Annotated in this window: 11 protein-coding genes; 8 read left to right on the forward strand and 3 right to left on the reverse strand. The window is 41.3% G+C overall.

The genetic code is table 11. From position 1 onward, the window contains the following. The first annotated feature begins 61 nt into the window (after positions 1-61). The 6 genes from F597_RS0106645 (at position 62) to F597_RS0106670 (ending at position 10,279) form a co-directional block, all read left to right on the forward strand. Positions 62-2,419 (forward strand): GH92 family glycosyl hydrolase, encoded by a 2,358-nt coding sequence (locus F597_RS0106645; RefSeq protein ID WP_019538945.1) that lies wholly within the window; start codon positions 62-64, stop codon positions 2,417-2,419. 65 nt (positions 2,420-2,484) lie between these two features. Then, positions 2,485-5,628, forward strand: coding sequence for a SusC/RagA family TonB-linked outer membrane protein (locus tag F597_RS0106650; protein WP_019538946.1), 3,144 nt, complete (start codon positions 2,485-2,487; stop codon positions 5,626-5,628). A 200-nt stretch (positions 5,629-5,828) separates the two neighbouring features. Continuing rightward, entirely contained in the window at positions 5,829-7,340 is a 1,512-nt protein-coding gene (locus F597_RS0106655; RefSeq protein ID WP_019538947.1) for a RagB/SusD family nutrient uptake outer membrane protein, read from the forward strand. A 44-nt stretch (positions 7,341-7,384) separates the two neighbouring features. After that, on the forward strand, positions 7,385-8,740 hold the full coding sequence (locus tag F597_RS0106660; RefSeq protein WP_245542003.1) for a glycoside hydrolase family 183 protein: 1,356 nt from the start codon (positions 7,385-7,387) through the stop codon (positions 8,738-8,740). A 39-nt stretch (positions 8,741-8,779) separates the two neighbouring features. Further along, positions 8,780-9,250 (forward strand): hypothetical protein, encoded by a 471-nt coding sequence (locus F597_RS0106665; protein ID WP_019538949.1) that lies wholly within the window; start codon positions 8,780-8,782, stop codon positions 9,248-9,250. Between the two features lie 12 nt (positions 9,251-9,262). Continuing rightward, positions 9,263-10,279, forward strand: a complete 1,017-nt coding sequence (locus tag F597_RS0106670) for a DUF4961 domain-containing protein (protein ID WP_019538950.1) — start codon at positions 9,263-9,265, stop codon at positions 10,277-10,279. A gap of 135 nt (positions 10,280-10,414) precedes the next feature. On the opposite strand, the gene F597_RS0106675 is transcribed toward F597_RS0106670, so the two are convergent. Next, a complete protein-coding gene (locus F597_RS0106675) occupies positions 10,415-12,013 on the reverse strand; it encodes a DUF6377 domain-containing protein (RefSeq protein WP_019538951.1) in 1,599 nt (532 codons plus the stop codon). A 312-nt stretch (positions 12,014-12,325) separates the two neighbouring features. Then, positions 12,326-14,599, reverse strand: a complete 2,274-nt coding sequence (locus tag F597_RS0106680; protein WP_019538952.1) for a hypothetical protein — start codon at positions 14,597-14,599, stop codon at positions 12,326-12,328. Positions 14,600-14,897: 298 nt separating this feature from the next. Here F597_RS0106680 and F597_RS0106685 point away from each other — a divergent pair, with 298 nt between their 5' ends. Together F597_RS0106685 and F597_RS0106690 are read left to right on the forward strand one after the other, a co-directional pair. Beyond that, positions 14,898-15,512, forward strand: a complete 615-nt coding sequence (locus F597_RS0106685) for a DUF4230 domain-containing protein (protein WP_019538953.1) — start codon at positions 14,898-14,900, stop codon at positions 15,510-15,512. Between the two features lie 137 nt (positions 15,513-15,649). Next, positions 15,650-16,165: a hypothetical protein gene (locus F597_RS0106690; RefSeq protein WP_019538954.1), complete on the forward strand. Its 516-nt coding sequence runs from the start codon at positions 15,650-15,652 to the stop codon at positions 16,163-16,165. Here F597_RS0106690 and F597_RS0106695 read toward each other — a convergent pair. Then, complete coding sequence (locus F597_RS0106695; protein ID WP_019538955.1) at positions 16,143-16,700, reverse strand: GNAT family N-acetyltransferase; 558 nt, start codon at positions 16,698-16,700, stop codon at positions 16,143-16,145. The two genes, F597_RS0106690 and F597_RS0106695, sit on opposite strands and share 23 nt — an antisense overlap. Position 16,701 lies beyond the last annotated feature (1 nt).

Here is a 16,701-nt window from a genome sequence, read left to right on the forward strand (position 1 = left end):
TTTAGTTCGCAACACTGCTACATGACTATATATCTGACTTAGATCCTTTAAAACAATTAATATGATATCCAATCGAAACAAGCTGACAGCAGTTATTCTTTTATTCGTCTTCTGCGCAATGACCGGGATTACCTCTTGTTCAAACGCAAAGAAAGATAATACAACAAAATTCTCACCAGCGGATTATGTAAACCCCTTTATAGGGGCAAGTACCAGTACTTCGGCAGCCGGAGTTTATCACGGATTAGGTAAAACTTTTCCGGGAGCAACCACCCCGTACGGCATGGTACAGGTAAGTCCGAATACCATTACCGGTGGGGATAACAGCCCGGGATACAGCTATGAACATAAAACAATAGAAGGTTTTGCTTTTACACAAATGAGCGGTGTAGGCTGGTTCGGGGATTTGGGTAATTTTCTGGTGATGCCCACAACCGGCGAATTGAAAAAAATTGCAGGAAAGGAAGACGGGAGTATCACCGGCTACAGATCGTATTACGATAAGAAATCCGAGGTTGCCGAGGCCGGATTTTATTCGGTCGACCTTACAGATTACGGGATCAATGTGCAGAGCAGCACTACACCCCGTTGCGGCATATTGAAGTTTACCTTTCCCGAAAATAAAAAATCACGTATTCAGATTGACCTTGCCCGTAGGGTGGGAGGAACATCTGTAGAACAGTATGTGAAAGTGGTAGACCAATATACCATCAAGGGGTGGATGAAATGCACGCCCGATGGTGGTGGCTGGGGCGACGGAGAAGGTAATACAAACTATACCGTACATTTTTTCGCCCGTTTCAGCAAGCCGTTGGAGAACTATGGATTTTGGAGTGCCGATATTCCTGATGGTTGGAGCCGGAAGAAAGATGATGTGGTGAGCGCTCCTTACCTTACCAGAGTGTCCGAAGCTCCGGTTATTACGGGAAAGGATGAAATGAAAGGAAAACATCTTGGTTTTTATACCGAATTTCCTACTCAGGAAGAAGAGCAAATTACACTGAAAGTGGGTATCTCCTTTGTCGATATGGAAGGGGCAGAAAATAATTTCAACACTGAAATAGCCTCGTTAGATTTCAATGAAGTGAAGACTCAGGCACGTCAGCTATGGGATAAAGAGTTAAGCCGGATTAAAATATCCGGAGGAAGTGATGATGACAAGACTATATTCTATACTGCATTATATCATACTATGATTGATCCCAGAATATTTACCGATGCCGACGGTCGTTATATGGGTGGTGACAATACAATTTATTCAACAAACGAAACCTTTACCAAACGGACCATATTCAGTGGATGGGATGTGTTTCGCAGTCAGTTCCCGCTACAAACAATTATAAATCCTTCTCTGGTAAGTGATCAGATAAATTCACTCGTTACGTTGGCTGAACAAAGTGGCAAAGAATATTATGAACGTTGGGAAATTGTGAATGCTTATTCCGGATGCATGCTCGGGAATCCGGCACTCTCGGTACTTGCTGATGCTTATGTAAAAGGAATCCGGACTTTCGATGTAGAAAAAGCCTATGAGTATGCGAAAAATACTTCCCGTGTATTCGGTAATGATAAACTGGGATATACTCCCTCTGAGCTCAGTATTTCGCATACATTGGAATATGCCTATACAGACTGGTGTATTTCACAGTTAGCGAGTGCAATGGGTAAAGACGAAGAAGCAAAGGTATACGCTCAGAAATCTCAGGCATACCGGAATATTTTTGATAAGGAAAAAGGATGGTTCCGTCCCCGCAAAGCAGACGGCTCATGGCAGGACTGGCCGGAAAACGCCCGTACAACCGAATGGTATGGGTGTGTGGAGTCAAACCCTTACCAGCAGGGTTGGTTTGTACCACATGATATAGAGGGTATGGTGGAACTTATGGGTGGAAGAAAAGCAGTGCTGGCAGACCTGTACAGCTTCTTTGATAAAACCCCGGATGACCTGTTGTGGAATGACTATTACAATCATGCCAATGAACCGGTGCATTTTGTGCCTTTCTTATTCAATAAACTGAATGAGCCATGGAATACACAGAAATGGAGCAGGCATATTTGTAAGAATGCATATCGTAATGAAGTGGAAGGAATTGTAGGTAACGAAGATGCCGGGCAGATGTCTGCATGGTATGTGTTAACAGCATCGGGCATTCATCCTTCCTGCCCCGGGGATACAAGATTAGAGATTACCAGCCCGGTATTCGACAGGGTAGACTTCAGGCTCGACCCCGATTACGCCCGGGGAGAGAAATTTACAATCATTGCCCATGACAATAGTCCGGCAAATATATATATCCAAAAGGCAGTGCTGAACGGAGAAGAATATAGCGAATGCTATCTTGATTTTTCTGATATCGTTCAGGGAGGTGTTTTGGAATTATATATGGGAAGTACTCCTAATAAAGAATGGGGTAAGTAATTATTTTATATATACTTAACCATAAATAAGTGCAACTTTTTATTAATCAAAAATTGTTTACAAACATGAAAAGAAAACAGAGAGCGGATGCACCTGGTGTGTTTTCCAAAATTGTAAAACTGCTGTTGATCCTGATACTGCTATTAAATAGCGGAGTACAGGCGAAAGCCTCTTCAGATCTCATTTCACAACGTCCTGAAAGAACTATTTCCGGTGTGGTAACAGATGAGAACGGTGATTCTGTAATTGGTGCGACTGTTGTAGTGAAAGGTACGACAATAGGTACCACCACGGATATTGACGGAATTTTCTCTTTAAGAATACCTTCAGATGCTAAAACGCTGCAGATATCGTATGTGGGAATGATGACTGTAGAGTTGACAATCGGTGATAATTCACAGTACAATGTGGTTATGAAACCGGATGCTGTTCTGATGGAAGATCTGGTAGTTATCGGATACGGAACCCGCTCAAAAAAAGATATGTCCATAGCAGTGAGTTCTGTAAAAAGTGATGAATTGAATGAACGCCCGTCTGCCTTTAACATCATGCAAGGCATAGCCGGAAAAGTGGCCGGGGTAACAAACGTATCAATGTCCGGCAGACCTGGTGGTGGTTCTTCCCTCCGCGTTCGTGGAATGGGCTCCATCAATGCGGGCAAAGATCCTATCTATGTGCTCGATGGGGTAATTGGGGTTGACCCCAATATCATCAACTCTGCGAATGTGGAATCTATCGACATCCTTAAGGATGCAGCTGCCACCGCTATGTATGGCGCCCAGGGATCAAACGGGGTTGTACTTATCACCACCAAGAAAGGTAAAAAAGGCAAAGGCTCCATTACCTACGATGGTAAGATGGGATTTGGTTTTATGAATCGCAAACTCGACATGCTGGATGCCGATGAATATATGGAAGTTCAACGGCGCAGCTATGCTTACAGCGGACAAACCATGCCTCACCTTACCACTGCCGACGAAAAACTCTTCTACTATGCTAAGGATGCTTCCGGCAACTACCAGTACGATGAAAATGGACTGCTTATTGCTTCGCCCAGGTATAACACAGACTGGCAGAAGGAAATGACCCGCACAGCCATTACCAATGACCACATTGTATCTTTTTCATCAGGCAATGATGATACAAGTGTTTATTCAAGTGTTGCTTATCAGAATTATGAAGGGGTGATGAAAAGTTCCGAGTACGAACGCTTTTCCGGTACTATTAATGTAAACAGCAGGATCAAGGACTGGCTCCGCGTTCAGGTTGTAGGAACCGTAGGAAGTCAGAAAGGTAACAATAACGATATGGAAAGTTCTTTCGGTCAGGGGGCGATCCGTAATATGATCGAGATGCCGCCCATTGTGCCTGTTAAATACGAAGATGGTACCTGGGGACGCAAGGGAGATTACAAATTTTCCGAAGAAGGAGAGAATCCACTGCTGCTGTTACGGGATAGAAGGGATGAATGGAAATCCAACTTCTCCGTATTCAGCCTCAATTCCATTCTCGACCTAACCAGAAAGCTAACGCTGACTGTCCAGGGAGACTATCAGCAGAGCAACAGGAAGGGGATGAGTTATGCCAAAGCCGGACTTCTGGACGTAAGCGAAAATAATGGTGGTTACGCGGATATCAGTAACTCCGATAATCAGAAACTCACCAGCGAAAACTACTTTACCTATACCGATGAGTATTTCAACGGACAACTCAGTTCTAACTTTGTGCTGGGTGCCAGTTGGTATTATAATCGCAATGAAAGTTCATCCTCCGGTTCCGAACAATACTTCGATGATTCATTCGACTATCATAACCTTTCGGCAGGAACAACATGGCATGAACCCAGATCCGGGATGAATCAGAATACGATGAATTCATACTATTTCCGGATGAATCACAGTTTCCGCGACAGGTATCTGCTGGGTGTTACATTCCGTGCTGATGGTGCTTCAAACTTTGGTATGAACAACAAGTACGGATACTTCCCGTCAGTATCTGCCGGATGGCGTATTTCGGAAGAGAGTTTTTTCCGACCGCTCCTCAATGTAGTAAGCCAGGCCAAGCTGAGAACAAGTTACGGTGTGGTTGGTAATGCCTCCATCCCCAATTACAGAACCATTTCACAATACGGAAACGGCTCTACCATTTTCAACAAGGAGCTCACGTCGTATGTAACTTTGAGCAATTTGGGTAACAAAGACCTCAAGTGGGAATCATCACGACAGTTTAATGTTGGATTAGATCTCAGCTTCTTCAACAACCGCTTAGAGGTAATCATGGACTATTACACCAAGTCAACCCAGGACCTGTTGTTCGAGAAACAGATACCTATCACCACCGGATATGCTACTACATGGTCCAATCTTGGCGAGATACGGAACGATGGATTCGAGGCTACCATTACATCCCGCAACATTCATACAAAAGATTTTATGTGGGTGACAGATCTTGTGTACTCCACTAATAAAGTGAAAACAATAGATATAAACGGAGAAACCATTGATACAGGGAATAATACCATAGCCCGGGAAGGTATAGACTGGGCATCGTATTACGTCTATAAAAGACTGGGTACCTGGAGTCTTGCCGAGGTAGAGGAAGCTGCCAGGTATGGCAAAAGACCCGGTGATATCAAGTACGAAGATGTGAACGGTGACTATAAGATCGACGAAGAAGATCGTCAGTTAATGGGAACCGGCAGACCGAAAGGAAACCTCACCATGGTGAATACCTTTACCTACAAGGGCTTTTCATTGATGGTTGACCTTAATTATGTGTACGGCTTCAAGATCATGAGTATTACCCATTCCATGGGCGAAAACAGACCGTTGTACAGCAACAGCGTGAAAGATATACTTAAAGCATGGACACCCGAGAATCAAAATACTATGGTTGCCGCACTGCGTTTGCCGTCAGACCCATTCTTCGGTGAAAACGAAAAAGATTCGTATATGCTTCATAAAGGGGACTTCCTGCGAATACGCAACGTTGTACTCTCGTATTCTTTCAGTCCTAAAGTGCTTAACTGGCTCAGGGAAGTAAACAACCTCTCATTGGGAGTATCCGTTGAAAACCTTGCGTTATTCACCCAATACCCCGGATATGACACAGAAATGGGAGCATTCAATACAGACAACGGACAGAGTATCGACTTCTACTCATACCCTCGTCCAACAACAGTTACTGCTAATATAAAGATTACATTCTAAGAATTAAAGAGTAAAGAACAAAGAACCAAGAGTCAAGACTTTGTTAGTGAAGAATTAAAAGTGAAAAGTAAATAATGAATAATGAATAATGAAATAGTGAACTTCTCCACTTCTTAGTTCTAATTTCTTCGTTCTTGATTCTAAAAATTCTGGTTCTAAAACGTTCCATACACATTGATGTAAACAAATAAAATAATTGTATGAAAAAGATATATTCAAATATAAGCTGGCTCATTGCCCTGGCGGTAATCATCACTTCATGCGACTCTTTCCTTGAAGAAAAGCCAAAGACATTTCTGAACCCCGATTCATATTACCAGAACGAAAAGCAGGTCTTGGCTGCTGTCAACGGTATATACACTTTTGTTGACGATATTATGGACTCAGATATTGAGCCCGGTTCGCAGAGCTTCATTTTCCTGGAATTCATGCACGGATACGGTGAACGTATGCGCGGGTCAGGTACCCAAGACCTCGCTCAGGCCAACAGTCTGCTCATTGCGGACAATAACAGCTATGTACAGAGATTCTGGGAGACAGCATACAGAGCTATCGAGAATTGCAACAGCATCATCGAAGGTATAGAAGGTATGGCAGAAGGGACGATAAGTGAGGCCAAAAGGAACCAGTACCTGGGCGAAACTTATTTCCTCCGTGCTTACTTTTACTTCAATCTGGTAAGACTCTATGGACCGGTGCCACTGAAGCTCACCCCTACCAGAGATGTAACCGACACTGCCATTGAATTATCATCCGTAGATGCCATCTACACCCAGATCGATGCGGATATGACAAGAGCTGGCGAACTGATGGAAGATATGGAGTGGACAAATACCAGTGGCCGTGTAACTAAGGGAACCGTGAAGTCTATACACGCCAAGGTCTTACTTACGATGGCCGGATATCCCCTTCAAAAGGGAACCGAATACTATACCAGGGCCTACAACATGGCAAAGCAGGTATATAACAGTGGAAGATTCAATCTGTTCGACAGCTATGAAGAGTTGAGGACTGTTGAAAATTCCGGAGAGATCATCTGGTCCATTCAGAGAGAGGCCGACAATGCAGGTAATCCCCTCCATAGTGCCCTGCTGGCTTATCCTGCGCCGGTAAAAGCTGTTTCTGCCAGTGCTGCTTACGGTGGAGCAATCACTGTTACCCAGATGTTCTTCGACACCTATCCCGAAGGCGATAAGCGCAAAGAAGAAAGAGAATTCTATTATACCCAACAGGAGGCACTCGACCAATCGGGCATGGTAGACCTCGGCAGGCTATATATCTATAAGTACTGGGACCAGGATGCCGCGGTAACCGGAAAATCCGGAGCCAACTTTACACTCTTAAGATATGCAGATGTACTGTTGATGTTGGCTGAAGCAAAAGCCCAGGCCGATGGAGGAACCACAACCGATGCCGATGCCATTGCAGCCTACTACGCCGTTAGAAAACGTGCATTGCCGGAAGAAGTGAAACCAACATCCATCACTGTCGACAGGATATTGCAGGAACGTTTCTGGGAACTGGCTTTCGAGAATCAGACATGGTATGATATGTTGAGAACCCGCAGGGCTTTACATGCTGTCACAGGACAGATGGTAAATATGATCGGGTACCAGACGCCGACTCATACAGCACCGTTTACCGAAGCAAGTTTATTGTTACCATACCCGATCAGGGAAAAGAGGTTAAATCCTAATTTGAAGAGGGATTGATCATTTAATAACGAGTAGTTAATATGAAGTACAATTATAACCATATGATATTATTATCATTCTTACTTTGCATCTTCGTCTCTTGCTCGGACAGTGATGACAGTATAAGGAAGAATCCCTTTGAACCAGACGGTGATCATACCTATATCAAAATTGCCAGTACATTCAACGCGGATACGCTATACTTGTCGTGGGAACTTACCAACCCGGAAATCAGTTTCGATAATTATCGTATTGAGTTGAGCAAACCGGCCACAACTAAAACTGCTGGAAGAGACGCAACGACGGTCTACTTCACCCATGTGCCATACAATGAACCTGTATCCGTAACTCTCTCTTTGATGAAGGGCAACGAAGTTATAACCACCAACACTACCCAGGCAAAGATTGATGGTCTTGACAAAGTGATTGCAGGCGTCATCATTCCCGACCAGGGAAGCGTAACCGCAGGCGATGGAATGTATTCCATTGCCTTGCCTGATGGAAGAAGTATCTTCCTGATGGGTGACTCCTACGTAGGAACGGTTACTAATGGACAACGCCCTACATCCGACCGTATGTATCGCAATACCTATATTGTGTATGACAATGGTAAGGTGAGCGCCATTTACGGGTACGGGGGTGACAGGAATGCTTCTGCAGCAGTACCTCCGGGTTATCCTGATGAGCAGAAATGGTACTGGCCCGGACACGGTTTTGTGAATAGTGATAAGTTATACATCTTTCAAACCCTGATGTATCAGGGAGGTGAAGGCATGTGGGGATTCATGTATGAAACCACCCATATACTGGAGTATAACCTTCCCGGTTTAGAATTGAATAAGATAACGCCCATACCATTCAACGGCTCTCCGGATATTCATTACGGAATGGCCGCACTGAACGATGGTGATTATAATTATATCTATGCACAGGTGGATATACGAAATGATATGGATCCCATCACCGAAGTACTGGTTGCACGGACTGCCGTAGGTAATCCTTACGATAACTGGCAATATTATAACGGTTCGGGTTGGAGTGCAAATCCTCCAGATGCCGTGAAGCTGGAAGGCTTATCAACTGTCCCTGTTTCGTCACAGTTCAATGTGTTCAAACTGCGGGGCAAGTATGTACTGCTCACCCAAAAGAAGACTTTTAATTCCGGAGAGATATACACGTTTATTGCTGATAGCCCTACCGGACCGTGGAGAAATAAACAGCTCATATTTAAAACCTATGAGCAGAACACTCCCCATTTATTGACCTACAATGCGATGGCTCATCCGCAGTTTGAGAAAGACGGGATGATACTTGTCAGCTACAACGTGAATACCGAAGTATTTGCGGAGCAGTTCAGCGATGTAAGTACGTATCGCCCCCGGTTTTTCTGGATCGATATAGATAAAATTATGGATTAAGAGACTGTAAATTCACAACTTATAAACTTAAAAATTAAAATGATGAAAAAATATGCATTCATACTTATTGTGGTTTCGGTTTTATTCGCCATTGTAAGCTGCGAAGACGAAAACCGAACACAAATATCATCCGATTACCCGTCTGACTACGATATAAATTATGGCCTCTTCCATGTCTACCAGTATGATGAGGTAAACATTAACGGGATCGACCTCGCCCAGAAGTTCGACTTCTTCGATACTTTCAAACTGACATTGCATTATACCGATAACAAGATCAGTGCGGTAACTTTCAGTAATGGCGATGTGCCTTTTTCACCTTACAGCTATGAAATCCCAGCCGGTAAGGTGGATGCATATCTCAATACGAGCGTGCTTCCCAATGAATTGCGTTTAACTGAATCGGACAAATTAATCGCCTACTATGTAAACGGTGAGTTTAGCATCCCTTTCAAACTGGATTGTCCGTCACTGGATTATAAATATACTTTCAAAAGCATTAATCAATAAAATTGTAATAATATGCAATACATAAAAAAATATAAATACGCGTTGTCATTGTTGGTACTCTTATTCCTTGTTGTCACCTGCATGACCATTGAAGAGATCATTCACCCCGACAATGCTCAGGTTGACAGTGATATCAACATAACAGTAAAGATAAAAATCGTTGCCGAAACCGATGGTAACAGTAAGTTGGCATTTGGTATATTAATGCCTAAAGCCTGGAATGTGAAAGACAATGCTATGTTGACTCTTACCACTGACGCGGCATTTGCCGGGAATAAAGTTACCAACGAACCCATGGTACTGATGAGTGCCACAGACACAAATCCAACGGACGGAATGCCATGGGCATCTTCGTTCCAGAGCCGTATGGGCGTACTTGGCAACACGGGGCCGATGGAATGGGTCGTATTTAAATCGGCTACCACTTTCCAAATCAATGATAACATTGCAGACCAAAAAACTGTAGTGGGTACGGTGAACATAAAACTTCATACAGGTCCACGTGCCGTGAAGTTCTATGCGGGGTACACATTTTGTGGTGAAGCATTTGGATTCCACAATGAAAAATACCCAGGTGAGGATGTGGTAGAAGCTAAACTTCTGGAAGTTACCGGTGGTGATGAGCCTCAAATGGACTTCACTTCTGACCCCGCAGTATCTTTCGTTCCTGCCACTTTTGGTTTCGGTGATATATTCTCCATCCGCTATAATGAACCGAACTACGTAACCGAAGGCGGTCTGAAAGATGGCGATGTTCATCTGTATGCAAAGGTACTGTACATGGAAGGTGGAGTAGAGAAAGAAAAGATCGTGGACGAGATTTCCGATAAAACTCTTATGGAATCACTGGGTAATCTGGGCGCAGTGACTTCTTTCCAGAAATACATTTACCCAAGAGAATTCTTTGGTTTATCCAAAGATGCCGATATATCAGGCATTCAGGTTCATTTCACAAATAAGGATAAAAGTGTGGTTATATTGGATAATGAAACGCAAGATAATTTTGTGATAGAGGAAACCTGTGAGTAGGGGGTTATACCTGAATTAATTTCACCCGGTTCTTTGGATACTTCCCTTTTAAAAAGGAATGCCCAAAGAACCGGGTGATTATATCCTTTTTTTTAAGAAATTCAGATAGTTTCTCTATTTTGAAATATCCTTCTTTTAAGATATACTGCCGATCCTGATGATCATTTCTTCAAATTGATCACCCCCAGCCAGGGCTTTTCCCTTTACTTTGCTTTTATAGTTGTAAACAGTCTGCACCGAATAGTGCAGAAAGTCGGCGATCTGCTTCATGTCTGTGATCCCTAATTTGATCAAAGCGAATATACGAAGTTCATTATTTAACTCCCCTCTTTCGGGATAATATTGTTCATCAGCCCTGAGCAGAGAGTTGAATTCCGAAACAAAGTTGGGGTAAAGTGCCAGAAAAGTTTTGTCGAAATTGGCATGTAATTCGGAGATATCTTTCTCCAATTCATCCGTGGATAATTTAAATAGATTGTTTATCTGTCCGGTTTTTATATTCAGGTTCACATTTTTCCGATACTTGTGAAGTTTATTGACATAGATAGAACACTGGTTCATAAAGTAACCGATATAGTGTTCTTTCACGGTATTGGCTTCATCCAGCTTCCGGTTCAACTGCAGAAGATCTTCGTTCATTATTCTAAGCTCCTTCCGGGCTTTTGAAACGGCCTTGACCTGTAGATACAGATAAAATAAGGTAATGATCAGGACCAATGCAAATAGACTGGTAATGATTGAGAAGTTCTTTAAATTCTTCTGTTGAGAATAAATTTTTTGCAGGTAGGTGTCTTCAATGATGGGTTGTACCCGTGCAATAACGGAGTTTTTAAATCTTGCATTATAAAACAGCGCATCATCCAAAGCTATCCTTATATATTCGTATGCCCTGTCAATATCCCCCATTTCATACAGGTTTATGGCTAAAGACAGCAGCGCTTCATTTTCTTTTACCGCCAATTCTATGTCGGTGATCGCTGCGATAATCAGGTAATAATTTTCAAGTTCTTTTTTACCTGAGTGGCGGTATAATTTGGCGAGATTCATTGCAGCCATTGCATAACCGTGTGTTTCAGGTGTCTGATTATGAAAGACGGGTAACAACAATTTTTCTGCCTCTGAAAACTGCCTTTCTTCCTGAAGCTTATGTGCTAATTCTTTTTTATATTCTTCGGATCCTTCGTCTAACAACCCCATTACCTTATCTCTATAGGATTCCTTTTGTTTCTCATATACCAGCGAGTGGTTTGCATCGGAAGTATAGAATATAAGACTCTCAAAATATCGAATAGAATTCCAACAATACCATACCTTGTCTTTGTCTGACATGCTTTCATAATCAAGAGAGTCGAAAAGTTCAGAAGCTTCCAGAAACAAACCCGATAGTGAATAGATATAGGATAAGCGCAACAGATTCTCCACAATGATATCCTGATCATCCAGTCTGTTTGCAAGAGATAGATTCTCTTTGATATAAAACTCTGCAGAGTCACAAATGAAACTATTGTATTGTTCGATAATTTTCGAGTTGATATTGATTATATCGTTCGTATCGACCAGTAGTTGTTTTCTCTGCTTCAATTCCTGGATCTTATCTTCCCTTATCTTTGTGTATCCGGATCGTTCTGAAATAACCTTGTCCAGCACTTTCAGCAGGGAATCGTTTTCACTTTCCACGCTGAAAATGGCCGTTGGAAAAATAATCAATAAAAGTATAACATACGCGAGCCTCATAGTAAATAATCTCTCCGGTTGATCCAGTAATTTGCTTTTAAGAATTCATTCATGACCTTATCCTAGCGGTTGTAACCGTAATGTACAAATATATATATAATTTTGTGGTGTATTGCCATATTTAACATAATAATAAAGTTGTGTAGCTGATATACATCAATTTGTATGTCTTAATGATTTTTATATAGCTATAAGTCGAAAATACAGAGAAAAGATTCCTGAAACAGACACAAAAAATGTTTCAATCGATTGTAGATAAACCTAAAGAAAAGAAGAGATTAAAAATAACCGAAAAAGTCAATACAAAGAGGTTTATTTTGATATTCTACCGTTCAAGATTGTAGATGTGAAAGAATATGGATTTTTCGCCAATTTTTCAAATTTCAAGTATTTCTTTTTTTGTTCATCGTTTAAACGGTTCGTTTTGAAATCGTTCTTAGCCCTGCTATACCAATCGTATAACATCTTTTCAAGACCTATGCTGCCTGAGGAAGGCATTCGTTGATTATCAGATAGAAAGTTAATAAGCATATTGTACTTACTGTTCCACTCATAGACTTTTTTTTCCGTATCAATATCTGCATATTGATCTTTTATTCTCTCTACTTCAGATTTTTGACCTTCCGTCAGTTGATCAAAATTAATGCATTGTAATCTCCACCATCGATACAGTGAAGTTTCATTTTGATCGGTTGAAGCGGAAAAAGGGAAATGCCAGTTCTGTGAGATGAACTTTTCCAAGTCAGCCAGTCTCTCATCAAATGGCTTGTTGGAAATACCAAGCGTCGCCGGGTCGCCCGTCTTGTCTGGATAGGTCTTATTGCTCAAACCGAAACACCCGTTCTTATATTGCTTGAAACGTTTCTTTGAGTCTTTGATCATCGATGTCCGGATGCTGTTGATATTTGTCTCAGGAAAATATTGCAAAACATGATCTGTTATTTCCCCGACTGCCCGTGGACTATCGTGTGCATTTAAAAATTCAATGATAGTTTCCCTGATGGTACCCGACTTGATATGTTTCCATTCTTTTAGCATATACATGCTTTTTCGGCCTTTGTGGGTTATTAAATCGTGTTGGTATAAAAGAGGCCGAAGCTGTTTGGAGGAGGTATATTTATGTTCCGGGAGTATCTTTTTAAATTCTGTAAATATATCATCTATGTGCATGGGTGTCCCTTGCTGTTTCAATATTTCATATATCACATCGGAAGGTTGTTTGGGAAGAACAGGAGGGGGTGGAGTGATGACTTTTCCCGAGACGGTTGCAAGGCCGAACTCATGCTCAAGGATATCGGACGCAACCTTTATTACACCTTCCAGTATTCCGTCCTTATATTTTTGCCATCCTGGCGAGCTTAATAAGTAGACTCCGAGGTGTGATATAAGGTCTATTCTACTAATTGACACAAGATGGTTTATATCAGTGATAAATCTGTTAAAATTGAAAGACTCTGCCAACCCTGCCGGAATCAATACACTGTTTTTCCATGTCTTATCATTTTCCCTGATAGCAAAGCTACCCATATAGATATGTGTGGAATCGGTAAACAGAGAGAGTATCTTCAGGATAAAAGCCCGGGTGAAATGAATATTTTCCCGTTCAATCAATGCTGAGATGCGGTCATCGTCCTGCCATATAATATCGTCCTCCTTTATTGAATGCTGATAAAAGGAACATTCTTCTTTCATTTGTTTAATAAAGGAATTATTGGGTGAAAAGAAGTTCCTGTATGTTTTATTTTTAATTTGATTGATCCGTTGACTTGATAGATTGTGTATTTTTCCTAATGAGTTGTTTGTTAATAGTTTATTGTTTTCGAGTATGTGGTATGAATGAAGAAGGACATCAATTTCCCTCCTGTCGTTTGACCTGAGTTCTTTTTCGAGTATCCAAAACATGGGTATATGTCCCTGTTGTGTATAGTAATCATATACAAAATCCTCCTCAAACCATTTACCTTTTTCCAATATTAGCCTCTCCCTCGGAAAAGCATCCTCCGGTAAAAGTATAATATTTAAAAGTTCATTTTCGAACTTTCTTTTTAACGCTATGAGTTCAGGATATGCTTTCTTGCCTAAATTCCTGATATTCATAAGAACTCCGTCCCGCTCAATTAGGTAATCATATATAAAATTCTCAAAATTGATTTTACCTAACCATCTGGCTGTCCGTTTAGAACAAGACGAAACAAGTTCATTATATTTTTTTTCAACTAAAATCTTTTTTAGGGGAGACAAGTAGTTAAATAATTCGGCAGGAGAAATAAGTTTATCATTGAGGGCATGGTGAAGATCATTCTCAATCAACTCTTTTACTTCTGATTTTCTATCATATTCCGGCTCTTTTTTTTGATGGTCCCCAATTTGGGGTTCTTTAAGCTGAAAAAGAATGTCTTTACATAGTGTTTCTAATTCAAGCGAGGTCCTGTGGCCTACATTTCGAATTTCCATAAAAGACCCACCCTCTTCATAATAGGTAATAATATCATAGAGGGTGTATAGATCTATATAAAGACAACAATTGAGTGCGCGAACGGATAATTTTCCATTGTCATGAAGGTCGCGGATTGGGATATTCTTCAATGATTCTTTTAACATAGTAAATCTTAAACGAGTAATAGGTTATACAAAATATGTAACTGTTATGTATTGATCCTCAAAGATAGATAAATAATGCTATAAATAAAAAAATCTGAAAATAGGAAATTTCTTCATATTCTTATTTTAATTACTATTTTTGTATTACCTTGGGGAGTCGCCTTGATAAAACAGATTGAGTCTGTTGGTAAAATGAAAGTCATTAGTCCTCCGATAGGATGAATTTGGAAATGATGTATTGGGTATATAATAGCTATGTGTAAGCAATAACAAATTTATAGTAGTGAGTACAAAAATAAGGATAAATATACTGACGGTCTTCTTCTTCGTTCTCTCAGTTATTTTAGCGATCCTGCTGCTGGCAGGGAATAAAAGGGCTGAGAAAGAGAGAGGATACGACAGTTCATCGGTGATGAATCGTATTTCCTATATACAGGAGCTGGCATTGGTCAGGTATAACTATACGGGAGTGATCAGTTATAAAGACTACCGTAAGTTTTTAAATATCAATGTGCCGCTGACCGACAAATATTTTTTACTGAAATATAACGGATATATTAAGGCCGGAGTGGATTTTAACCGGATAAATGTGACTGTAGATAACGACACTACTATTCATATCTCGATTCCTAAACCTAAAATACTGGATACAGTGATTGATGAAAAATCAATACAGGTGTACAATGAAAGCGAGAATGCGTTTAATCCCATTAAAATATCGGATTACAACGAGGCGATTTCACGGGAGAAAAATGTGATGATCCGTGATGCAGTTGAACAGGGTATCTACAGGCAAGCGACCGATGAAGCGAAGATTGCTATCACTTCGCTTTTGAGAGAGATGGGTTTTAAAGATATCCATATTACAGAAGAACTGGTCATGCCACAACTGAACTAATGTGCCAACCCCGACAAGTCGGGACAAACAACTTTCAACGGAGTGAAGCATAGTTAAATGTGCCAAGAAACTAATATGTAAATTTACAAATGGGTCTTGAATCTTGGTTCTTGGCTCGTGGTTCTAATTTTAATCGTATGAGATTCACATTCAGGTTATACTTATACTGGGTATCCATTTTCCTGGCTTTTTACGTTGGGATTATCGTAGTAGTCTGTTTTTTGTGGAGGGTGCAAGTCAATCTCTGGCAGGCGGCGTTAGTGTTTTTTATTGTCGGTATGATCCCTCCCGCGATCATTACATATTATTTCTCAAAACGGCTCGATTATATGGAATCGGATGATCCTGATCCTCCCTCTTTTTCCGGTCAGAAGACAGAGCTGTTTCACTTTAACGGACGGACAGAATACCCTTTCGATGAGGTGATGCAGCGGATCGACCGCCAATGGATCATCTCTTATTCTGATAGGAAAAAGAACATCCTGAAGTTCAGAACAGATGCGCGAATGACCTCATGGGGATTAGGGGGATACCTGAAGATGGAGGATAAAGAAAAAATCCTGGTCATCATTTATCCTATCAATCCACGATCAAAAAGAGAAAAACTGATGGTAGAGCAATTACTGCAACTTATGAAATCGGTGCTTGGTTGAAAGGATAACCTTCACAGTAACGGATCACCTCCTCATTCACAAACCGGACAAAATCATTGTGCTGTTCTTTGGTGATCATGTTCGGATAACTTAGTATAAGTAGCTCCTGTGGTTCTGCCTCGAGGCGATAGGGTAGGTGCATAAAGCGATAGGGAGTGAGCGTGTAACCAGCCCGTTCATAGAACTGTAAGCGACGTACCGATAATTCATTGCTGAGGGGATCGATTTCGAGAATGATGGTATGCTCCGAATCACGCAAATATTTCAACATCTGAGATCCGAAACTTTGTCCTCTAAGCTCAGGGTTAACTGCAAGGTACTCCAGATAGCGATAGGAATCCCATTCCCAGAAGAATATCAACCCTATCAATTCCTCTCCTTCCCATGCCGATAAGGGAAAGAATCGCTCATCTGCATGAGCACGCAAATGATCGTCCTTTTTTCGTCTTTCCGCCAATGGAAAACTCTCTTCATACAATTTCCAAACTCTGTCCCAGCGCGCTGTATCGGTGGGATCAATCCGCAAATATTCCATT

This window comes from Proteiniphilum acetatigenes DSM 18083, from assembly GCF_000380985.1.
In the GTDB taxonomy this organism is placed as follows: domain Bacteria; phylum Bacteroidota; class Bacteroidia; order Bacteroidales; family Dysgonomonadaceae; genus Proteiniphilum; species Proteiniphilum acetatigenes.

Excerpts from the sequence above, each read along its gene's own strand:
- F597_RS0106645 (WP_019538945.1), top strand. The coding sequence starts at position 62 with ATGATATCCAATCGAAACAAGCTGACAGCAGTTATTCTTTTATTCGTC.
- F597_RS0106650 (WP_019538946.1), top strand. The coding sequence starts at position 2,485 with ATGAAAAGAAAACAGAGAGCGGATGCACCTGGTGTGTTTTCCAAAATT.
- F597_RS0106655 (WP_019538947.1), top strand. The coding sequence starts at position 5,829 with ATGAAAAAGATATATTCAAATATAAGCTGGCTCATTGCCCTGGCGGTA.
- F597_RS0106660 (WP_245542003.1), top strand. The coding sequence starts at position 7,385 with ATGATATTATTATCATTCTTACTTTGCATCTTCGTCTCTTGCTCGGAC.
- F597_RS0106665 (WP_019538949.1), top strand. The coding sequence starts at position 8,780 with ATGATGAAAAAATATGCATTCATACTTATTGTGGTTTCGGTTTTATTC.
- F597_RS0106670 (WP_019538950.1), top strand. The coding sequence starts at position 9,263 with ATGCAATACATAAAAAAATATAAATACGCGTTGTCATTGTTGGTACTC.
- F597_RS0106675 (WP_019538951.1), bottom strand. The coding sequence starts at position 12,013 with ATGAGGCTCGCGTATGTTATACTTTTATTGATTATTTTTCCAACGGCC.
- F597_RS0106690 (WP_019538954.1), top strand. The coding sequence starts at position 15,650 with ATGAGATTCACATTCAGGTTATACTTATACTGGGTATCCATTTTCCTG.
- F597_RS0106695 (WP_019538955.1), bottom strand. The coding sequence starts at position 16,700 with ATGGAATATTTGCGGATTGATCCCACCGATACAGCGCGCTGGGACAGA.